At 38.0% G+C, this 21,087-nt stretch carries 18 protein-coding genes and 1 pseudogene; 9 read left to right on the top strand and 10 right to left on the bottom strand.

Annotated elements, in window-relative coordinates:
* The 4 genes from dnaN to acnA form a co-directional block, all read right to left on the bottom strand.
* Positions 1-1,122, bottom strand: a complete 1,122-nt coding sequence (gene dnaN, locus ACFIMS_RS04210) for a DNA polymerase III subunit beta (RefSeq protein WP_375606188.1) — start codon at positions 1,120-1,122, stop codon at positions 1-3.
* A gap of 186 nt (positions 1,123-1,308) precedes the next feature.
* Complete coding sequence (gene dnaA / locus ACFIMS_RS04205) at positions 1,309-2,880, bottom strand: chromosomal replication initiator protein DnaA (protein ID WP_375611430.1); 1,572 nt, start codon at positions 2,878-2,880, stop codon at positions 1,309-1,311.
* 703 nt (positions 2,881-3,583) lie between these two features.
* Positions 3,584-3,850: a 30S ribosomal protein S20 gene (rpsT, locus tag ACFIMS_RS04200; protein ID WP_273790272.1), complete on the bottom strand. Its 267-nt coding sequence runs from the start codon at positions 3,848-3,850 to the stop codon at positions 3,584-3,586.
* Between the two features lie 237 nt (positions 3,851-4,087).
* On the bottom strand, positions 4,088-6,775 hold the full coding sequence (gene acnA, locus ACFIMS_RS04195; RefSeq protein ID WP_375681210.1) for an aconitate hydratase AcnA: 2,688 nt from the start codon (positions 6,773-6,775) through the stop codon (positions 4,088-4,090).
* Positions 6,776-7,070: 295 nt separating this feature from the next.
* Between acnA and ccmA the strand changes: the two genes are divergently transcribed.
* Genes ccmA through ACFIMS_RS04170 form a run of 5 tightly spaced genes read left to right on the top strand, consistent with a single transcriptional unit; the run spans position 7,071 to position 9,992 of the window.
* Positions 7,071-7,682, top strand: coding sequence for a heme ABC exporter ATP-binding protein CcmA (gene ccmA / locus ACFIMS_RS04190; RefSeq protein ID WP_375611428.1), 612 nt, complete (start codon positions 7,071-7,073; stop codon positions 7,680-7,682).
* An 11-nt stretch (positions 7,683-7,693) separates the two neighbouring features.
* Positions 7,694-8,359, top strand: coding sequence for a heme exporter protein CcmB (gene ccmB, locus ACFIMS_RS04185; RefSeq protein WP_375611427.1), 666 nt, complete (start codon positions 7,694-7,696; stop codon positions 8,357-8,359).
* 46 nt (positions 8,360-8,405) lie between these two features.
* Positions 8,406-9,185: a heme ABC transporter permease gene (locus tag ACFIMS_RS04180; RefSeq protein ID WP_375611426.1), complete on the top strand. Its 780-nt coding sequence runs from the start codon at positions 8,406-8,408 to the stop codon at positions 9,183-9,185.
* Positions 9,173-9,424 carry a hypothetical protein gene (locus ACFIMS_RS04175; RefSeq protein ID WP_375612828.1) on the top strand — a complete coding sequence of 84 codons (252 nt, stop codon included), beginning with the start codon at positions 9,173-9,175 and terminating at the stop codon, positions 9,422-9,424. Before ACFIMS_RS04180 ends, ACFIMS_RS04175 begins: the two co-directional genes overlap by 13 nt.
* The gene (locus ACFIMS_RS04170; RefSeq protein WP_375611424.1) at positions 9,399-9,992 is read left to right on the top strand and encodes a DsbE family thiol:disulfide interchange protein; all 594 of its coding nucleotides are present in this window, start codon (positions 9,399-9,401) and stop codon (positions 9,990-9,992) included. The genes ACFIMS_RS04175 and ACFIMS_RS04170 overlap by 26 nt, the downstream gene beginning before the upstream one ends.
* A gap of 841 nt (positions 9,993-10,833) precedes the next feature.
* On the opposite strand, the gene ACFIMS_RS04165 is transcribed toward ACFIMS_RS04170, so the two are convergent.
* The 3 genes from ACFIMS_RS04165 to ACFIMS_RS04155 are packed head-to-tail and all read right to left on the bottom strand — an operon-like array spanning position 10,834 to position 14,018.
* Complete coding sequence (locus tag ACFIMS_RS04165; RefSeq protein ID WP_375611423.1) at positions 10,834-11,835, bottom strand: Hsp33 family molecular chaperone; 1,002 nt, start codon at positions 11,833-11,835, stop codon at positions 10,834-10,836.
* Between the two features lie 36 nt (positions 11,836-11,871).
* Positions 11,872-12,807 (bottom strand): ornithine carbamoyltransferase, encoded by a 936-nt coding sequence (gene argF / locus ACFIMS_RS04160; protein ID WP_375696408.1) that lies wholly within the window; start codon positions 12,805-12,807, stop codon positions 11,872-11,874.
* The gene (locus ACFIMS_RS04155) at positions 12,804-14,018 is read right to left on the bottom strand and encodes an aspartate aminotransferase family protein (protein WP_375696413.1); all 1,215 of its coding nucleotides are present in this window, start codon (positions 14,016-14,018) and stop codon (positions 12,804-12,806) included. Before ACFIMS_RS04155 ends, argF begins: the two co-directional genes overlap by 4 nt.
* Before the next feature lie 488 nt (positions 14,019-14,506).
* Here ACFIMS_RS04155 and ACFIMS_RS04150 point away from each other — a divergent pair, with 488 nt between their 5' ends.
* Together ACFIMS_RS04150 and ACFIMS_RS04145 are read left to right on the top strand one after the other, a co-directional pair.
* Complete coding sequence (locus ACFIMS_RS04150) at positions 14,507-15,046, top strand: GcrA family cell cycle regulator (RefSeq protein WP_375612825.1); 540 nt, start codon at positions 14,507-14,509, stop codon at positions 15,044-15,046.
* A 528-nt stretch (positions 15,047-15,574) separates the two neighbouring features.
* A pseudogene (locus ACFIMS_RS04145) lies at positions 15,575-15,823 on the top strand (Arm DNA-binding domain-containing protein); the annotation flags it as partial.
* Positions 15,824-15,958: 135 nt separating this feature from the next.
* Here the strand turns inward: ACFIMS_RS04145 and ACFIMS_RS04140 are convergent.
* Positions 15,959-16,549, bottom strand: coding sequence for a Smr/MutS family protein (locus ACFIMS_RS04140; protein WP_375611420.1), 591 nt, complete (start codon positions 16,547-16,549; stop codon positions 15,959-15,961).
* A 52-nt stretch (positions 16,550-16,601) separates the two neighbouring features.
* On the bottom strand, positions 16,602-17,294 hold the full coding sequence (locus ACFIMS_RS04135) for a Tim44/TimA family putative adaptor protein (protein WP_375612823.1): 693 nt from the start codon (positions 17,292-17,294) through the stop codon (positions 16,602-16,604).
* Between the two features lie 174 nt (positions 17,295-17,468).
* Between ACFIMS_RS04135 and ACFIMS_RS04130 the strand changes: the two genes are divergently transcribed.
* Entirely contained in the window at positions 17,469-17,963 is a 495-nt protein-coding gene (locus tag ACFIMS_RS04130) for an FxsA family protein (protein ID WP_375675441.1), read from the top strand.
* Between the two features lie 142 nt (positions 17,964-18,105).
* Positions 18,106-18,582 carry a protein-export chaperone SecB gene (gene secB, locus ACFIMS_RS04125; RefSeq protein WP_375611417.1) on the top strand — a complete coding sequence of 159 codons (477 nt, stop codon included), beginning with the start codon at positions 18,106-18,108 and terminating at the stop codon, positions 18,580-18,582.
* Between the two features lie 67 nt (positions 18,583-18,649).
* Here the strand turns inward: secB and ACFIMS_RS04120 are convergent, their stop codons facing one another.
* On the bottom strand, positions 18,650-20,950 hold the full coding sequence (locus ACFIMS_RS04120) for an NADP-dependent malic enzyme (protein WP_375611416.1): 2,301 nt from the start codon (positions 20,948-20,950) through the stop codon (positions 18,650-18,652).
* Positions 20,951-21,087: the final 137 nt, after the last annotated feature.

Genomic DNA, 21,087 nt, shown 5'->3' with positions numbered 1-21,087 from the left:
CTAAACGCGAATAGGCATCAGTACATAGAGCACATCCGCATCATCATTATCACGAATCAGAGCTGGTGCTCCAGCCTCAGCCAACATAAAAACCATCTCATCACTTGAAAGCTGCCCAGCAATATCCAAAAGATAACGTGAATTAAATCCTATCTCAAGCGGTTCAGATGCATAAGTTACTGATAATTGATCTTCTGCACTGCCCGAATCTGGGCTATTAACAACAAGCCTTAACTGTCCATGCTCAATCGTTAATTTAACTGCACGCCCCCGATCACTTGAAATCGTTGAAACACGATCAACTGCAGAAGAAAAGTCCTGCCTATTAACAATTAATTCTTTATCATTTCCAAGAGGGATAACACGTTGATAATCTGGAAATGTTCCATCAATTAATTTTGATGTAAAAATCACAGAGCCTATAGAAAAACGAATTTTTGTCTCCGAAAGCTCTATACATACATCGCTATCATTTTCTTCTGAAAGAAGTTTTTGCAATTCTCCTACAGCTTTACGGGGAACAATAACACCAGGCATTCCCTCAACTCCCGAAGGAGCTTCCATCTCAACTTGTGCCAAACGATGACCATCAGTTGCAACCAAACGCAATTTCAAAACACCATCATTAATAATATGGAAATAAATACCATTAAGATAATAACGGGTTTCTTCAGTAGAAATGGCAAATTGTGTACAATCAAGTAAATGTTTTAAGCCTGATGCCGATAAAGAAAAACGATAACCAAATTGCCCAGGAAGCGACTCTGGAAAGTCTGCCTTCGGAAGACATTGAAGCTGAAAATGTGCACAACCCGAAACAACGGACATTGTACCTGCTTGATTCTCATCGAGGGATAATACAACTTCATTGCTATCAGGAAGTTTTCGAATGATATCATAGAGCAAATGTGCCGGAACAGTTGTTGCTCCAGCTTGTTTAACATTAACTGCAAAAGATTCCATAACCTCTAAATCAAGGTCTGTTGCTTTTAACTGTACACGGCCATTTTCTGCATCAATCAACACATTCGATAAAATAGGAACAGTATTACGGCGCTCTACCACACGGTGAACCCGACCAAGAGACTTGAGAAATTGACTGCGATCAACTGTAATACGCATAAAAGCCCCGTATGATTTACTAAAAACTATAAGAATTCTTTAGACTTAAAGAATAGATCCCTTTAGAGAATCGCCTGCTAGAGTTTATTAAACCTCTCTTAAAATGGCAAGTCACTCCTGCATAAGAAAAAATAAATCTTTTCATTAAATTCTTTAAAGTCTCTCCAAAGAAAGAAACGATAAACACTATACAGCCTGTTCTCCAATCAACCGCTTAAGCAACTCAAGTTCCTTAGCCAAGGTCTGATCACCACAAACCAAATCTTCAATTTTACGCACAGCGTGTAAAACTGTTGTATGATCACGCCCACCAAAACGGCGCCCAATTTCTGGTAATGAGCGAGGAGTTAATACTTTTGCTAAATACATTGCAACTTGCCGTGGCTTCACAACCGTACGTGTTCGACGATTAGATAACAAGTCCTGTTTAGAAACATTATAATGGCGTGCTACCGTACGCTGAATTTCTTCAATCCGAATACGCTTAGGTTCACCAGGACGTGTCAAATGACCTAATAATTCATCAATCCGCTCTAAAGATAAATCAGACTCAAAAGATTGACGAAACAAGAGCTGATTAAACGCACCTTCAATATCACGCCCCGACCCTAAAACCGTTTTCGCAATATATTCCAAGATATCATCAGAAATTGATACCATGCCATCATCTTGTTGTGCCACCTTCAACCGCTGGCGCAACATTTGCAAACGCATTTCATAATCTGGCGCTTCAATTTCAAGAGCTACCCCTCCCTGAAGACGAGAGCGAACGCGAAGATCAAGCGATTCTAATTCTGCTGGTGGACGATCTGCAGCGACAACAACCTGTTTTGCACTATCAAGTAACATATTAAGCAAATGGCAAAACTCATGTTGTATCGACTTACCCTGCAAAAACTGCATATCATCAATAATCAAAAGGTCGATATCACGAAGCTGTTCTTTAAAAGAAAGAGCATCATTATCACGAATAGCTGTTGCAAAACGCCACATAAAATATTCAGCAGTTAAATAAATAACGCGCGCAGACGTTAAACGCTTCAATGCAGAAGCAGCAATCGCTTGAAGCAAATGTGTTTTTCCTAAACCAACAGATGCGTGAATAAAAAGAGGATTAAAACGTAAGGCACTTTTATGCCCCTCTGCAATGGAACGCGCAGCTGCTAAAGCAACACGATTAGAAGCCCCCTCAACAAAACTTTCAAAAGTATAGCGAGAATCAAGTGGAGATCCAAAAACTCCCGTTTGAGAATTCTTAACTGAATGCTCTGCGCAACTTTCAACAAAAGATGAAGTCGCCTGCTCCTCTAGCACAACAGGAGGAACACTTCTTTTACAAACGACATCTCTTGAAACGCGTTCCATACCACGAACAATAACTTCAACACGAAGAATTGCTGAATTCTCTTGTTTCCATAAATGAGTCAAAAGAGAACCATAGTGATTATTAATCCATGAACGTAAAAAAGCAGTAGGAACAGAAAGCTTTACAAGAGTATGACTATATTCAGCAAGCTTCACACGTCCAAACCAACTGGTATAAGCCTCAACACCAACCTGCACCTTTAATTGCGCCATAACACGTATAAAAGCCGCCGCACTTTCCTCCTCTGAAACAATAGAATGCCCTATAGAAGCATTTCTACAAACGTTCTCATCACTTTCCGTCATCCTATTCTTTATTATGTTCTCTGCCGACAGGATATTTACCGAAACCCTTTTAAAGGAACTAGCTTTAGAGTTCAATTTATCCACCATCTTCCATCCTGATAAAAATAAAATTTTGTCCTGCCAAACAACTAAAATAAATCTAGCGAAGGCAAAACGCCCTACCCCAAATAAGATTACTCACCCTCCCCTAGGATAGCCTCATCACAACCCTACTAACAAAGATGACCAATAAGATTTACTTGCACTCATGATATGACCCACCCTTCTAAAATGGTAAACATATCCATTAAGAAAACTAAAAAACCGTCAGAAAACCTCTCCAACACAAAAATTTCGAAAAGCCTAAATCAAAACATCTTGTATTCAACAAAATACAGAATAATGCGCTGATGTGACCCCTTCATGCTTCTTAGTCTTCATAAGAACCATACAAAACAGCAGAGGTAAAATGCAAGAGGTCAAAATAAAATCAAAAAACCCGAAAAAAATGCTTATATTAATGAGGACTGAAAAAAATATTGATTCAATTCATTTTTTTTCTCTAAATTTACCAATAATTAAAGAATCTCTTCAGATTTAAAAAAAAAAAATAAAATGCTTGACAAAAAAGACTCTGTACAAATCCACAAAGCTTGTGGATAACCATACCTCCCTCTATAAACTTTCTCTCCTTTTTCAAGTGGAGAATCATTATCGATTCTTATTTTCAATAGAAACTTTTTGAAATAATAAACAAAAAGCCAGCATCCTCATGGATACTGGCTTTGTTCTCAATTAAAGGAGAAAAAGCTTAAACGCTGAGAGCCTTCAAACGTTTAGCTAAACGTGATACTTTCCTCGCAGCAGCATTTTTATGAAAAACCCCTTTAGAAACTGCACGCATAATTTCAGGCTCAAAATTCTTAAAAGCAATCTCTGCAGATGCCTTATCGCCACCCGCTAAAGCGTCATCAAACTTACGTATAAAAGTACGAACGCGTGAACGGCGGGCCTTATTAACCTGTGTGCGCGCCGCAACCTTGCGCACTGCTTTTCGAGCAGAAGGTGTATTCGCCATAAATATAATCTCTCTTTCAACACCTTGGTAAAATGAGTCTCAATAACAACTCTACCAATATAAATAAATCCAACTCAAGCAAAACTATAAAGCTGCCTATAACCGTGTGGGTTATAGCGCAATCCTAAAGCTAACGTCAATTAGATTTTCAAAGATAGCCATAAAAAAACGAAGCCAAACTCTTTGATCCGCAACTTTATAGCTTAATAATAGATATTCCTTAACAAACAAAAGAATTTAAACGGCTAACTTACGCAAGACATATTGCAAAATTCCACCATGATGCAAATAATCTAGCTCATCTTCAGTATCAACACGGCATAATAATGGAACAGTTTTTACCGTACCATCAGAAAAAGTAATTTTCGCTACAGTCTTTTGACGAGGTTTCAAGTTATGAATCCCTTCAATTGTCACCTGTTCATCTCCCTTTAAGCCTAAAGATTTCCAACTTAGCCCCTCCTCAAAGACAAAAGGGACAACGCCCATACCAACAAGATTAGAGCGATGAATCCTTTCAAAAGACTGCACAATCACTGCTTTGACACCAAGAAGATTGGTCCCCTTGGCAGCCCAATCGCGGGATGATCCATTACCATATTCAATACCTGCAAAAACAACGAGTGGAATACCTTCTTGTTTATACGCCATTGCTGCATCGTAAATGGTTTGTTCTACCGCTGACGGATAATGAACCGTATAACCTCCTTCTCGACCATTTTCCCCTAACATGAAATTACGAATGCGAATATTGGCAAAGGTCCCACGTACCATAACTTCATGATTCCCACGACGCGTTCCATACTGATTAAAATCAGCCACTTTAACACCATGATTCATTAAATATTTTCCGGCAGGAGAAGCTGCTTTAATAGAACCAGCAGGAGAAATATGATCCGTTGTGATTTTATCACCAAATAAACCTAAAATCCGTGCATCTCTAATATCTGGTAAGATATCAGGTGTTTTCTGCATATCATCGAAATAAGGTGGATTGCGTACATAGGTGGATTGCTCATCCCAAGAATAGGTAGAACCCGTAGGAATCTGAACTTTTTGCCAATTTTCATCTCCCTTAAAAACATCTGCATACTTTTCGGCAAAAACCTTACGCGTGACATTTTTTTCGATAAATTCCTGTATTTCTTGAGAAGTTGGCCAAATATCTCTCAAATAAATGGGGTGGCCATTTGTATCTTCACCAAGAGGCTCCTTAGTTAAATCTTTACACACCGTCCCGATGAGCGCATGTGCAACAACTAACGGTGGTGACGCTAAATAATTCGCTTGCACATCAGGGGAAACACGCCCTTCAAAATTACGATTTCCTGAAAGAACTGCAGATGCAATTATACCATTGTCATTAATCGTTTTGGAAATAGCTGGATGCAAAGGACCAGAATTCCCAATACATGTTGTGCACCCAAATCCTACTAAGTTAAATCCTAATGCATCTAAATCTTTTTGCAGACCCGAATTTTGAAGGTAAGCTTCAACGACTTGTGAACCAGGTGCAAGAGAAGTTTTTACCCATGGTTTGCTCTTGAGACCCTTTGCCACAGCATTTCGTGCCAAAAGGCCCGCTGCAATAAGAACACTTGGATTCGATGTATTCGTACACGACGTAATCGCAGCGATCACCACATCACCGTGACCAAGCGTATATTCTTCACCCTCGACCTGATAACGTTTATCTTGTCCAGAAGTCTTCTTATAGTCTTCGACCAATGCCTTCTCAAAACCCTGTCCAACATTTTCCAATGCAATACGTCCTTCAGGACGTTTAGGACCAGCCATAGAAGGGACAACGGTTCCCATATCTAATTCAATTGTATCACTAAAAATGGGATGAGCCACCATTTCATCATGCCACATCCCTTGTGCTTTGGTGTAAGCCTCCACTAAGGCAATCCGATTTTCATCACGCCCTGTCATATTGAGATAACGCACTGTCTCCTTATCAATTGGGAAAAAACCACACGTTGCTCCATATTCAGGTGCCATATTTCCAATCGTTGCCCGATCAGCAAGCGTCATATGCTCCAAACCAGGACCAAAAAACTCAACAAATTTACCGACAACACCCTTCCGACGTAGCATTTGGGTCACCGTTAATACGAGATCGGTGGCTGTTACACCTTCCTTAAGTTTACCTGTTAGACGAAAACCAATCACTTCAGGTAACAACATAGAAACAGGTTGGCCTAACATTGCTGCTTCTGCTTCAATACCACCAACACCCCAACCTAAAACCCCTAAACCATTTACCATAGTCGTATGCGAATCAGTTCCCACACAGGTGTCAGGATAAATCGTCTCACAGCCCTCTTCATTCTTCATCCATACACATTGTGCTAAATATTCTAAGTTAACCTGATGACAAATCCCTGTTCCTGGAGGAACAACGCGAAAATTTTGAAAGGCTTGTTGCCCCCATTTAAGGAAACGATAGCGTTCACCATTGCGTTCATATTCATGCTCAACGTTTTCCTTAAAAGCCATGGAATTGCCAAAAGCATCAACAATAACTGAGTGATCAATGATGAGATCAACGGGAATGAGAGGATTAATTTTTTCAGCGTTACCGCCAAGTTTAACCATAGCATCACGCATTGCAGAAAGATCAACAACTGCTGGAACACCTGTAAAATCCTGCATAAGAACACGTGCAGGACGGTAAGCAATTTCTGCCCCAGCGCTCCCTTTGTCGTTTAACCACTTAGCAACATTGAAGATATCCTCTTTTTTAACTGTGCGACCATCTTCGAATCGCAATAAATTTTCGAGAATAACTTTCATCGAAAACGGTAAACGAGAAACACCTTCAAGTCCGTTCTTCTCCGCTTCAATCAAGCTATAATAAGTATATTCTTTGCCACCAACATTTAATACTCTACGACAATTAAAGCTATCAATTTGAGTCATGACTGTCCACCCTCATACTATAACCACCCAATTTCCAGGAATGAACAACACAAACTACGAGTCAAGGTCGCAGCTTGAGCGCAGACGCAATTACCTCCGCCATCCATTTCCCCCTCCACCCTCTAGGCATAATGCGGAAATCAGCGCCAGAAACCATTTTACACCAGATATTGATGTAAGGTATCCCTTATAGAACTATTTCTAGAACTATTCTAGGTACAATTGCATAAAAAATGTGTTTTTTATTCTATAATGCAATAAAGAATATGAAAATAAAAACAAAATAGGCAATCACATGGTGTTATCAGGCAAAGATTTAGCCGCTTACAGAAACGAGGAAATTCTGTTTCAAGGTCTTTCTTTTTGTTTATTTTCACAGCAACTTATGACAATCACCGGTCCTAATGGTATCGGAAAGTCTACATTACTCCGAATCATTGTCGGTCTTCTTGAAGCTGCTGAAGGTCATATAATACTTAAAGACCATGATCAAATATACCCTGTTGCAACTGCTTGTCATTATCTTGGTCCTCAAAATGCTATGAAACCTCTCTTATCTGTCATTGATAATTTGCAATTTTGGGCAGATTTTTACGGTCAACATTTACGTTTTGCGCATGAAGCTCTTGCCGATATTGGTCTTTCTAACCTTGAACATTTACCCTTTAACGCTCTGTCAACTGGACAACAAAGACGCGTAGCTATTGCGCGCCTTTTGCTCTCCTATCGTCCTCTTTGGATTTTAGATGAACCAATATCTGGGCTTGATAACCATGCTCAAAAACTCCTTGCTCGTATTTTCCAGCGTCATCTCAATCAAGGTGGTATGATTATCGCTGCAACTCATAATTCCATAGGCATTCCAGAAAACCATAAAATCGCTCTGGAAAAATTTTTACCTCTCTAGGAGAGAATAAAATGAAAGCACTGTTCTGGCGTGATCTTAAACTATTATTAGCGCTACAAGCCACTTCACTAACAGGATTATTGTTTTTTATCGCTGTTGTTGTCATAACCCCCTTTGCCATTGGACCAGATCCCAAAACTCTTGCACAAATAGGACCAGGTATATTGTGGTTTGGGGCCCTTCTTGCAGGGCTCCTCAATCTGAACAAACTTTTCCAAATCGATCGCGATGATGGTAATCTCGACCAATTTATCCTTTCAGGAAAAAGACAAAGTTTTACACTAATTGTCTTTACAAAATGTCTTGCCCATTGGGTAGGAACAATGCTTCCTCTTATTTTTGCCACACCTATTTTAGCCCTCATGCTCCATTTAGATGTAGTAATAACTTTTACAACAATACTTACCCTTTTATGCGGAACACCAGCTATTATTTTTATTGGTGCTATAGGCGCTGCACTCGCAACCTCATTGTTGCACAGTACTTTGCTTATTTTTATCATTATCTTGCCGTGGATCATTCCAATTATGATTTTTGGTGTTTCCGCTGCTACAGCCCCAATAAACCCAAATACCTCTTTTCTCACTTCTCTAGCTCTTCTCAGCGCTTTTTCACTTCTTTTGAGTCTCTTTAGCTCTTTTGTTGCTGCGATAACGCTTAAACTTTTATCAGAATAATAAAAGATGATTGCCGCATAGCAAAACTCTGCCTATTATGAATTTTATGAATAAACTATCTCGTACATATAAAATCAGGTTACTCCCTGCAAGTTTCACCCTTTTCATGAAAATAAGCAGAGTCGTCTTACCTTGGTTGGCCGGCATAACATTGTGTTTCCTTATCTTAGGGCTTATTCTAGTGATGCATTCCCCTGATGACTATCAACAAGGCATTACTGTTAAGATTATGTACCTTCATGTACCCTTTGCGTGGTTGTCTACATTCTGCTATGTAACGATGAGTGCAGCGGCTTTAGGAAATCTGATTTGGAAATATCATCTTGCTGATGTAGCACTTAAATGTGGAGCGCCTATTGGGGCAATTTTTACCGCCTTGGCTCTCATGACAGGAGCGCTTTGGGGGCGACCTACATGGGGAACATGGTGGGTCTGGGATGCACGATTAACATCAGTTTTAATTCTGCTTTTTATCTATCTCTCCATTATCCTGCTTGGGCGTGCTTTTGACAACCAAGTAAAAGCCGCTCGTGCTACTGCAATTCTTACACTTGTTGGATTTGTTAATATCCCTGTTATTAAATTTTCCGTTAATTGGTGGAATACATTGCATCAACCAGCATCATTGTTACGTGCTGGAGGATCAACAATCGACAATGCTATGTTATGGCCCCTTATAACAATGCTCTTTTGTTTCATCTTTATGTTTATTGCTCTTTATTTGATGGCTATGCGAAATGAAATCAATCGTCATTATATCCGAATACTTCAGATTAAAAAATCCCGTCGTGCACAACAACAGGACGCTTCATCATGCTCGACCTAAATGGCATCCACGGCGGACTTTTAGGAAATCTATCTCAGAAAATTGATTTTTTCCTGAGCACCCTTAAACACGAGCAAATTGTTGTTTTAAGCTATGTGCTTTCTGCAATATCCCTCTTATGTCTTATTGGATATATTCTTTGCAAAGCCCTCTACCAAAAAAAAATTCTCCAACAGCTAAACAAAAAAGAGCTGTCACAAAAAGAAAAGTATAATGAAAAACATCCCTCCAAAACTTAAAAAAAATATATCTTTGCCTGTTCTGCTTGTTTTTTTTGGACCATTTGTGCTTTTTCTTCTTCTCATGATGTTTTTTTTCAACTTTATGGATAAAAAACACCTTCAAGATTCTTCTCTTCTCCCAAACGCATTAGCTGAAAAACCTGCTCCCAATATTTATCTTCCTCTTCTTGATAAAGAAAGTTATCTCAATTCAAAACAGTTTAAAGGACGTGTCACATTGGTCAATTTTTGGGGCTCTTGGTGTCTGCCCTGTCGCGAAGAACATCCTATTCTTATGCAAATTGCACAAGATAAACGTTTTGATCTGATTGGTATTAATTATAAAGATAATAAAACAAACGCTCTGCGTTTTTTAAACAGTTTTGGTAATCCTTTTAAATTTATTGGCTTTGATGTTTCAGGATATACAGCCATTGATTGGGGAATATATGGCCCCCCAGAAACCTTTCTCTTGAATAAAGAGAGCATCATTATTGCCAAACATGTTGGTCCCTTAACATGGCAAATTTATCAAAAAAAAATTCTACCAAAAATTGAACAAGCGATTATGACAGAAGAAAAATAATGCAGGTTTGTAAAAACATAACGTTTTATCATGCTATGTATGCTATTTTATTTATACGGACCATCATTCTTCTTAGAAAAATTTTACAAGAGCATTACCATTGTTGATTCAAAAACATGTGTAAAGAAATATCTGTTTGGGAGCTTTATTTTTGATTATTTGGACAAAACAATATTGCTATAGAACCATCGTTAGCTTAGTGACAGCAACCAACTATTGTTTTCAAAATCATATAGTATTTTTTCTCCGCTTTTTTATCTGAAATACACATTGTTATGAGGGGACTTCACCACTATTCTCATCTTTATAAAATAATAAATCTGCTCTTTTGCAGCGTCATTGTTATATTTATTCCCATTACACTTATCTGTTCGTAATAGACTCCATAAAGTCTATATTGAATCTATACATTCTTATTCTCTCGATAATTTCCCTTATGATTATAACTAATAAGCTTTATTGAGTCTTAATAAGATAAATTCGAGTAAGAAAATATGACTACAATCAAAAAGTCTCATTTAACAGAGAAGATAAGTTATGAGTACATACTCAATTTATCAATGAAAATTATAAAAGAATTCATTGTAAGAAATAAACTTTTGAGATGTAAAAAGTACAAAAGAAGCTTTTTCGAGAGGAGAAAATATATTTTACAGAGAACTCTTTTTTAAGCACTCTATGACGTAATTACCGATCTCAACAGAACGATCACTCGTATACACTAAAAAAACTCTAAGACAAGAAATATTCTAGAAGTTCATATGAGCTTATGCGTAAACTTTTATGACGCAAATAAAATAGGCTTTTGTTGCAATCATCATTTTTTATGAAAAATATTTGATTATGTTTTTTCTTCTAAAAATTCTTGCGGTGTAAAACAATATGTTTTTGAGCAAAATTCACATGTGACTGAAATATATTTATTTTTAACCATTTTATTGCGTTCATCAATAGAAAAGCCTTCTAGGATTCCTTTAATTTTTTCGTGTGAACAAGAACATTGATCGACAAGAGAAAAAGGGTTAAAAACTCTAATACCTTGTTCATGAAAAAGACGGAACAAGAGCTGTTTACTACCGACTTGGGGATCTGTTAATTCTGAACTTTCAATCGTTGCCATGAGTATTTTAGCTTCCTGCCATTGGTTATCCAATTGGGTATGAGTTTTCGTTTCTTCTCGCTTTTGATGAGGGGCATCTATTTTATGATGAGACGATTCTTGGGGTAAAAGTTGGATCAAAATACCTCCAGCTCGCCAGCTTTTCTGCTGTTTTCCTTGTTGGTCACGATTAATTAATATAGCAACAGCCAGACGGATATCGGTAGGAATTTGTTCTGATTGATCAAAATAAATACGAGAAGCTTCTTGTAAATTTGATCCATCTAATGCAACTATCCCTTGATAGGGTTGCATATGGGGACCTTGATCAATTGTGAAAGCTAAAGTGCCTTTTCCTAAAAGTGTTTCTGAAGAGGTTTGACCATTGTCTATGGCTTGTTTAAGCTGTTCTTTATCAAAACGAGCGTATCCACGTAAACTTGAAGGAGGCAAAAAATCGCACACCAACATATTAACTGGTCCATCGGAATGAGTTTGTAAAATAAATTTTCCCGTAAGTTTTAGAGAAGTTCCAAACAGAACCGTTAAAAGTAAAGCTTCTGCTAGAAGATAAGAAACCGGTTCAGGGTATTGATGTCTGTTAAGAATAGAATTTAAAGTTTCCCCAAGTTGTACGGCACGTCCACGGATATCAAGTTCTTCAACTTGAAAGGGAATAACACTATCATCTTCATGCAAGAAGTTGTTGTTGAGAGAGGCTTCATCTTTAGCTTGTTCACTCATAGCTTTGCCTTTTTTATATAATTTGTTGTAGGGAGGCTATTGTGGAGAGAAAAACGCATCTTGTAAACACCAAGAAAGAATTGCTTTTTGAGCATGAAGACGATTTTCAGCCTCATCGAAAACAACGGAGTGCGGTCCATCAATCACAGAATCAACCACTTCTTCACCACGATGAGCAGGAAGACAATGCATAAAAAGAGCATCAGATTTTGCTAATTTCATGAGAGATTCATTGACTTGATAAGGCTGAAAAATAGAATGACTGCGAGCACGAAATTCTTGTCCCATGGAGACCCATGTATCGGTCATAATACAATCAGCATCTTGAGCCGCTTTTTGGGGATCATGGGTTAGCATAAGATGTGCTCCCCGCTCACGTGCCCAATGGATAAATTTTTCCTGTGGTTCACTGCCCTTTGGTGTGGCAATACGCAAATGAAAACCAAAAAGAGCTGCAGCTTCAATTAAGGAATGAAGCACATTATTACCATCCCCCATCCACGCAAATATTTTGCTAGCAATTGGCCCCCGATGCTCCTCATAGGTTAAGATATCTGCTAGAATTTGGCAAGGATGTGTATCATCTGTAAGGGCATTAATGACAGGAATTTGTGCATATTGTGCCAATTCGAGCATACGTTGGTGTTTCGTTGTTCGCAATATCACGATATCCACAAAACGGGATAAAACGCGCGCCGTATCAGCTATGGTTTCACTATGACCAAGTTGCATCTCTGAACCCGTGAGCATGATTGTATCTCCGCCAAGCTGGCGCATACTGATATCGAATGAAATACGGGTTCGTGTGGATGGTTTTTCAAAAATCATCGCAAGTGTTTTACCTATAAAAGGTTTTGAACCTTTTCCTGCTTTAAAAGATGCTTTAAGGATCTTTGCATAATCGATCAGTGCACGTGCTATTGCTGGCGTTAAAATGGATAAGTCCGTGAAATGACGAAGAGCATTTGTCATGTGTGTGATATTTGTCTTTCTTTGTTTACTTGTGAAAGATACGCTATTGCTTTTTCAATACGATGTAAACTTTCATCTATTTCTTCTTCCCTAATGATAAGAGGAGGCAATAAGCGCACAACGTTGTTGTTGGCTGCAACGCTTAAGAGATATTCATTTTCCAAAGCATTAACGACAAGATTTGAAGGTACAATACACTGAATACCCAACATAAGCCCCATCCCCTGAACTGCGCAGATAATATCAGGATAGATATTGAGAATGTGCAAAAGCCCACTTTTTAGTTTATCACCCATGCGCTGAACATGGATGAGAAAACTTGGCTCTAACAAAACATCAAGAATACTATTTCCTACAGCCATTCCAAGCAAATTTCCTCCAAAGGTTGATCCATGCGTTCCAAGTATCATACTTTTTGCAACTTTATCCGTTGCAAGGCAAGCGCCCAATGGAAATCCACCTCCTAGTCCTTTTGCGAGGGTAAGAATATCAGGCGTGACATCACTCCATTCATAAGCAAAAAGCTTTCCTGTTCGTCCCATGCCCGTTTGCACTTCATCCAAAATCAACAACAGACCATTATCATCGCATATTTTACGCAAAAACCTTAAATATTCATGAGAAACCGTTCGTATTCCTCCTTCTCCTTGAATAGGTTCAATAAGAATAGCGGCGGTATTTTTATTAATAGCGTTACGCAAAGCGACTTCATCACAAAAAGGTACTTGAATAAATCCACCAGCTTTAGGTCCAAAGCCTTCAAGATATTTTTCATGCCCAGTCGCAGCAAGTGCAGCAAGTGTACGTCCATGAAATGCCCCTTCAAAAGTAATTATTTCAATGCGTTCTGAATGACCAGCAGCATAGTAATAATGGCGTGCCGTTTTGAATGCGCACTCCAATGCTTCAGTACCTGAATTGCAGAAAAAAACCTTATCCGCAAAACTATTTGCACAAAGCCGCGTGGCAAAAGATGCCTGTTCAGGAGATTGAAAAATATTAGAAATATGCCAAAGTTTTTCAGCTTGTATTTTGAGCGTATCAACCAATTTTGGATGTGAATACCCTAATGCGTTAACAGCAATACCAGATGTGAAATCAAGATAATGTTCTCCTTTATCGGAAATAAGCCATACACCATGCCCTTGTTCAAAATGCAAATTTCGTCTTGCGAAGCATTCATAAAGTGGTTGTATAGAGACGGCATCCATCATAATTCCCTTTATATTTTAGTCTTTTCAATATATATATACAAAGCAACACTACAAATAAAACAGCATGGTATATTTCGTTACGGTGCTTTCAACATTTCATTACGATTAGTGATTACACCTATAGAATAGATCATTACACCAATTGAAAAAAAGTCAATGAAGGTTCTACAAATAAGCATTTTGGGAAAAAGCCTTAAACAAAAGTGAAAGTTTAACCTATGATTGATTTGCAAGTTGGGGAAAACATTCTAAATAAACTCTTTAAGAGGTAAAGACTCTTGTCATAGAGTGAGTGCATATTGTAATTTACAATATAATAAGCAAGATGATGTGTTTTGATTTGTAAATCCACAGGTTGGATGATTTTTTTATGCTCACGTAGAGTGTAAAGTTCTTTCATTCAGCGTAATGAAAACATTATTTAAACATTTGAAGATGCAACGGGGGAGAGCATCTTAGTGACGTAATCGGAATGGAGTGCTGGTATGGGTTGGACATGTGAACGCGTTGAGCTTCTTAAAAAGCTTTGGAGTGAAGGGTTAAGTGCAAGTCAAATTGCTGCTCAATTGGGTGGGGTCAGCAGAAATGCAGTCATCGGCAAAGTACATCGATTAAAGTTACCAGGACGTGGTAAGACAGCACAAGGAAGCACCACGCGTGCGCAAAAAACTCCCGTGGGAAGTAGCAGCCCATCATCTCCACGTGTGCGTCGCAACACATCCACGGTATCGCCAATAAACACATCATCTGTAAGTATTGAAGAAACCGCTTTAAAGACAGAATTTGTAGTGGAAGATGTAAAAGAAGTTGATATGTCCACAAAATCCAATGTAGTTGTGCCTATATCACGTCAACTTAATCTTCTACAATTGAGTGAAAATACATGTAGATGGCCGGTTGGCGATCCATTATCAGCAGATTTTCATTTTTGTGGTGCAGATTCTGATGAAAATAGCCCCTATTGTGCCTTTCATGCTAAGCTAGCATTTCAACCAATATCTGAAAGACGTCGGATAAGAGTGTAATATCCTCAATTGAATCTCGTATTCTACGCCTTCTGCGCTTCGCTATTAAATTTTAATTATCGAATTATTATGAGAAAGAAATTTAATGGAGCTTTTAATGAATGAAAAAATTTCTTCATGAAACTATTCAACGAAACTGTATCTTTTGGTGCTATTGCGCAGCTGTGTGTTGTAAAGTTATATTCCTGTTTATTTTCACAATTTTCTTTAATTTAGTTGTACTGCTTTTAACACTATCCATAGCGACATCTTTTGAATAAGCTAGTTTCTCAATTTCTCATGTTTTTATGCTTCGTGTATTTAATAGAGTAATGCTGTGGTTTATAAAAATAATTTATCGCTTTGCAACCTGAATGAGATCCATTTATATCTCTCTCATTTTAAGTCCTCTTATATTGAATCAATCAAAATCTTTTGTTTGGGCGTCACGAGCGAGATGAGAACTGTGGAGAGTTAAAAACACTTAAAGAAAGGCATGCCTCTTATAAATGCTTTCAAGTGCCAAGGACTTAAAGGGTTGTTGCAACATTGGGAGATGGCAAAGTGTATGATGATGCCAGATTGCCCTTTTATTAAGTATAAAGATAGGGGGTGCTTCATGGATTTATCATTATACTCTTCACGGATGCCGTCGCAAAATAGGCTTGGGAGCGTTGAGAGATGTTTCTTTAAAACAAGCCTGTGAATACATGCAATTCAATGTCATTCTGTTTTGCGTGAGGGATGTGCCCCGTTAAAGAATGCGATAAACAAAAGCGTGAAGCAATACGTAGAATGTAAAATAATATCTTTATAATTTTTTATAAAAAATTATAAAGAAGGGAATATTGTATTCAAGGCTCTTACGAAATATACAAAAACAATAAATTATAAGTATAAATAAATATAAAATCTAGAGCGACCACAATAACATCACTTTCCTTCTCCCGACACAAAACGGCGTAACCAAACATAAAGCGCACCTTCTCCGCCATGCTGACGCGCTGCTTGCTCAAACGCGTGGACATAATATCGAAAAGCTGGTGTTGATAACCAATACGGAACAAATCTATACAAAGCTCCATCGCTCCCAACGGATCGTCCTTTTCCTGTAATCACAAGGACATAACGCAATCCTCTCTGCTGAGAGGACTGTAGAAATTTTTTTAAGAAAAAATAAGCTTCTTCCTGCATATAACCATGGAGATCAAGACGCGCCTCAAGAGGACAACGACCTTGGGAAATTTTACGATATGCAACATGATCAAAGAAATGAATCTTTTGTGCTTGTGTAACTGACCTCTTTTCTCTTTTAATAATTGTCGAGGGTTGTTGATTTTCCTGAGACAATGAGGAGATTTGAGTTACAGGCTGTTTTTTATCATTAATATTTGCAATAGTTTCTGAAGCAGAAGAGAGCATCTTACCGTGAAGCGGTGTTATCGTACGACAAACCATCTCCCATAAAAGACGATCTTGTGAAGCCAATAAATCTCTTTTTTGTCTCCATTTACTTGAGGACATTTTAATTTCTCATAAATCATTGAATGCTTATGGAAGAAAAACAAAAAGTATTTTAATTTTCATTTTCTGTAGCAAAAAGCTTCCAGTTGGGATCTGACGATAAACTATTGCGAACAAAAGTCCAAATATCCCTGATTTCTACAATAGCATCAGGATCACCGTCTATACGCTCGCCCTGTTCATTATAAGTAACAGAAATCATCTCACTGACAATACGTATTGTTAAAAGTTCATCTTTTTCTTGTATTGCCGCCGCAACAAATTCGGCCTTATTAATTCCAACAAAAGTGAATTCTATTCTTTCTTTATTTTTTTCTCGTTGCTCAATAGCCATACAAAAGCTCTCAAAAACATCCTGACAAAGCAAGCTTTTAAGTTGATTGCGATCACCTTTGGCAAAAGCTGTTACAATCATTTCATACGCAATTTGTGCACCTTTTATAAAAAGTTGAGGAGAAAAATGAGGATCAATTCTATGAAATTCCCGCAAATTTTTATTCAAAACACTCCCCTCCGGTGAAATTTTATCAATTTCACTAAAGTCGTCTTTTTGTGAATTTTTCTGATGAGGGAACGAAACAATATTATCAGCCGTTTCTGCTTCAACTTGTTTTTTAGAACGTCGTGAATAAGGATCAAAGGGTGGCTTTTCAAACCCAATTCGTTTCCCTAATACATTACGGAGTTGCACAAAAATAACAACCATAACAACAAGAGCTATGACAAGTATAACGTCAAATTCCATAGGCGCTATCAATCTCCAAAGCTTAAGTCTCTAATAAACATTGCAGTCAATACCATTTATCAATAAATATGTAAAATAAGGAATCTTATCATTCAAATATTTTTATAGATTTTGTATTTAAACGGAGTTCTCTTAAGAATTTCTCCCCCTACTCATCTAGAAGGAAACTTTCATGTGATAAAACTTTATTCTATAAATCCTCGTTTTTTTGTTGTTATCTTTCTTTGCATTCTTTTAATCGAGATTGCTGGTTTTATCTTTGTTGGTCAAGAAATTGGTATTTTGGCAACCTTGAGCTTGGTTATTCTCACAACCATAGTTGGGGTTGTTTTATTGCGAATTCAAGGGATTAGCCTCTTAAAAAATATACAAAATGAACTTATCCAAGGACGCACATTAGAGAATAATATTATTAATGATGCTTTCATCATGTTTAGTGCAATTTTACTTATTCTTCCCGGCTTTGTAACTGACCTCTTGGGAATATTACTTCTTATTAAACCAATTCGCTCTGTTGCTTGGTATTTCTTTGCATCATTAAAAAACAAAATGAATCCCAATACTAAAAGAAAAAATGACTCTGAAAAAATAATTGATCTAAAAGCAGAAGATTACACAATTCATGATACGACAGAATCTCCATGGCGCAAAAATGATGATAACCATTGAAATACCTAAAAAATCTGTAACAAACTAAAAAAATATTCAAGATAAAGAGCGCATTTCTTGCAACCTTTTGCAAGGCGTGATAACCAATCTGGTCTTTAGATCTAAAATAAATATACATATTATAATGGAAGAGGTTTGTCGTATGGCCGAAGATGAAATGAATAACAGTGGTGGAGAGCCGGTTTTTGCTGTATTAACTCAATATTTAAAAGATTTATCATTCGAAAACCCTGGTGCTCCTCGTTCATTACGTGCACGTGAAAAATCACCACAAATTGATATCAATATTAACGTCAATGCTAACCCAATTGGTGATGACAATTATGATGTCGTTTTGTCTCTCTCCGTCAAAGCCAATGATGAAACTGAAACCTTATTTCATGTAGAACTTATTTACGGTGGTGTTTTCCACCTTAAAAACATTCCACAAGAACATGTTATGCCACTGGTCTTTATTGAATGTCCCCGTCTTTTATTTCCATTTGCTCGCCAAATTATATCTGATGCTACTCAAAGTGGTGGTTTTCCACCTTTGTGGATTGATCCTATTGATTTTGCAGCACTCTTCCAAAAGCGTCTTTCTGAAGAGCAAAAAGACAATCAAATACAGCCCTCTTAAAAAATTTATTTTTTTGCTATCAAAAAGCCCCTTGATATATTATTGGTATATTAGGGGCTTTTTTCCTTTAGACGACTTTTGCGGCATGATAAGCCGCAAGCATTGCAATATTGACAACATCTGTATCGCTCCCACTAAACGGTACAATTTGGACAGATTTTTCCAATCCAATTAAAATAGGACCAATGATAGTTGCTTCACCGAGTTCTTGTAACATTTTGCTTGCAATGGAAGATGCGTGATATCCAGGCATAACCAAAATGTTAGCAGGCTCCGTTAATCCCATAAATGGATATTGCTGCATCAATTTGGAATTGAGCGCCACATCAGCGCTTATTTCTCCATCAAACTCAAAATCAACCTTGCGTTCGTGCAAAATATTAATTGCATCCTGAATTTGCTGCGTCGTCTGCCCTTTCATGTAGCCAAACGTAGAAAATGCTAAAAATGCTACCCGTGGTTGATACCCAAATCCACGTACAAACGAAGCTGTTTGTTCCGCTATATCAGCAAATTCTTCAGCATTAGGATTTTCATAAACAGCTGTATCGGCAATAAACACAGTTCGGCCACGGCAAATGGCCATTGAAATACCAATCAATCGTTCTTTTGGTTTTTCATCAATTGCCCGACGTATATCGATCAACGCTGTTTCATAATTGCGTGTCACCCCTGTAACCATTGCATCAGCATCTCCTAGTGCCACCATACACGCAGCAAAATAATTGCGATCATTATTGATACGACGATGACAGTCACGCAACAGCCAGCCTTGACGCTGCATCTTTTTATAAAGATAATTCGCATAAGCATCTGTACGGCAAGAAAGCTTGGCATTTATAATAGAAATACCTTCACGCTCCAAATCAATTCCAGCGATAACAGCTGCTTCTCTTATTTGCTCTTCCCGACCAACCAAAATCGCTTGTCCTAATTTTTGATGAACATAAGAAACGGCTGCCCGCATAACTTGTTCTTCTTCACCTTCTGCAAAAACAATTTGTTTTGGCGCTTGACGAACGTGGTTATAAACCCCACGCATTATCGAAGAAGTAGGATCACGCCTCGCATTTAAATCACGCTCATAGGCCTCTAAATCATCTATGTTCTTTTGTGCAACACCGCTTTCCATTGCTGCTTTTGCTACCGCTATTGAAACAACTGTGAACAAACGCGGATCAAAAGGAACGGGAATGATATAATTAGGACCAAATTTTAATCGCTTTCCACGATAAGCTTCTGCAACGCTGTCAGGTACTTCCTCATGCGCTAAATCGGCAAGAGCCCTTGCCGCAGCAATCTTCATGTCTTCATTAATAACTGTTGCACGCACATCAAGCGCACCACGAAATATATAAGGAAAACAGAGAACATTATTAATCTGATTTGGATAATCGGAACGCCCTGTTGCAACAATAGCATCATGACGCACTTGCATAACCTCTTCCGGTGTAATTTCTGGATCGGGATTGGCCATAGCAAAAATGATCGGCTGCGGCGCCATGGATTTTACCATTTCAGGGGTAAGAGCACCTTTAGCAGAAACCCCGAAAAATATATCTGCTCCTTCCATTGCTTCCATAAGCGTACGTTTATCCGTTTGAATAGCATGCGCAGATTTCCACTGATTCATTCCCTCTTTACGACCTTCATAGACCACACCCTTTGTATCACATAATATGATATTTTCAGAACGAAAGCCCATTGCTTTAATCAGTTCAATACAAGCAATCCCAGCAGAACCAGCACCATTACAGACTAACCGCGTATTTTGCATATCGCGCCCTGTTAAAGTCAAAGCATTGAGAACACCCGCAGCAACAATAATCGCTGTACCATGTTGATCATCGTGAAAAACAGGAATATTCATCACCTCGCGTAGGCGGCTTTCAATCATAAAGCACTCAGGTGCCTTAATGTCTTCAAGATTGATTCCACCAAAAGAAGGTTCTAAATGACGCACCAAATTGATAAAACTTTCCGTATCATTTATATCAATTTCTAAATCAATGGAATCAATATCCGCAAAACGCTTAAACAGCACTGCTTTGCCTTCCATGACCGGCTTAGAGGCAAGTGCACCTAAATTGCCTAACCCTAAAATAGCGGTTCCATTTGAAATAACAGCAACAAGATTACCTTTTGCTGTATAATCATAAGCTAGCGCTGGATTTTGAGCAATTGCCTTAACTGGAACGGCAACACCTGGTGAATAAGCAAGTGCTAAATCATGCTGTGTTGCCATAGACTTTGTTGCAATAATCTCAAGCTTTCCTGGTCGACCACGACTATGAAAATCTAGAGCTTCTCTTTCGCTCGCACTGTAAACAGTTTGAGACATTTTCTGATCCTGCTCGCTCTTTTTCATCTCACTTTATTTTCTCCAAAAACAGTGTAAATTTTGCTTGATAATGCGTATAGTCATTAAATTTGATTCATATATTAGAAATCGCTATTCTTGCCTTAGCAAATCTGATGATGCGTTGCAATTTAGAGATAAATAGA

The sequence above is a fragment of the Bartonella sp. AP331QHHD genome, assembly GCF_042195905.1.
Classification (GTDB): Bacteria; Pseudomonadota; Alphaproteobacteria; order Rhizobiales; family Rhizobiaceae; genus Bartonella.
This window is presented reverse-complemented; position numbering and strand designations above follow the sequence as displayed.

What these genes read in the sequence shown, in the direction of transcription:
- argF (WP_375696408.1), bottom strand. Translation starts at nt 12,807, where the DNA reads ATGACAAATGCTCTTCGTCATTTCACGGACTTATCCATTTTAACGCCA.
- ccmB (WP_375611427.1), top strand. Translation starts at nt 7,694, where the DNA reads ATGAAAGCACTGTTCTGGCGTGATCTTAAACTATTATTAGCGCTACAA.
- acnA (WP_375681210.1), bottom strand. Translation starts at nt 6,775, where the DNA reads ATGACTCAAATTGATAGCTTTAATTGTCGTAGAGTATTAAATGTTGGT.
- ccmA (WP_375611428.1), top strand. Translation starts at nt 7,071, where the DNA reads ATGGTGTTATCAGGCAAAGATTTAGCCGCTTACAGAAACGAGGAAATT.
- ACFIMS_RS04135 (WP_375612823.1), bottom strand. Translation starts at nt 17,294, where the DNA reads ATGGAATTTGACGTTATACTTGTCATAGCTCTTGTTGTTATGGTTGTT.
- dnaA (WP_375611430.1), bottom strand. Translation starts at nt 2,880, where the DNA reads ATGGTGGATAAATTGAACTCTAAAGCTAGTTCCTTTAAAAGGGTTTCG.
- secB (WP_375611417.1), top strand. Translation starts at nt 18,106, where the DNA reads ATGGCCGAAGATGAAATGAATAACAGTGGTGGAGAGCCGGTTTTTGCT.
- ACFIMS_RS04175 (WP_375612828.1), top strand. Translation starts at nt 9,173, where the DNA reads ATGCTCGACCTAAATGGCATCCACGGCGGACTTTTAGGAAATCTATCT.
- ACFIMS_RS04180 (WP_375611426.1), top strand. Translation starts at nt 8,406, where the DNA reads ATGAATAAACTATCTCGTACATATAAAATCAGGTTACTCCCTGCAAGT.
- ACFIMS_RS04170 (WP_375611424.1), top strand. Translation starts at nt 9,399, where the DNA reads ATGAAAAACATCCCTCCAAAACTTAAAAAAAATATATCTTTGCCTGTT.
- dnaN (WP_375606188.1), bottom strand. Translation starts at nt 1,122, where the DNA reads ATGCGTATTACAGTTGATCGCAGTCAATTTCTCAAGTCTCTTGGTCGG.
- rpsT (WP_273790272.1), bottom strand. Translation starts at nt 3,850, where the DNA reads ATGGCGAATACACCTTCTGCTCGAAAAGCAGTGCGCAAGGTTGCGGCG.
- ACFIMS_RS04165 (WP_375611423.1), bottom strand. Translation starts at nt 11,835, where the DNA reads ATGAGTGAACAAGCTAAAGATGAAGCCTCTCTCAACAACAACTTCTTG.
- ACFIMS_RS04140 (WP_375611420.1), bottom strand. Translation starts at nt 16,549, where the DNA reads ATGTCCTCAAGTAAATGGAGACAAAAAAGAGATTTATTGGCTTCACAA.
- ACFIMS_RS04150 (WP_375612825.1), top strand. Translation starts at nt 14,507, where the DNA reads ATGGGTTGGACATGTGAACGCGTTGAGCTTCTTAAAAAGCTTTGGAGT.
- ACFIMS_RS04120 (WP_375611416.1), bottom strand. Translation starts at nt 20,950, where the DNA reads ATGAAAAAGAGCGAGCAGGATCAGAAAATGTCTCAAACTGTTTACAGT.
- ACFIMS_RS04155 (WP_375696413.1), bottom strand. Translation starts at nt 14,018, where the DNA reads ATGGATGCCGTCTCTATACAACCACTTTATGAATGCTTCGCAAGACGA.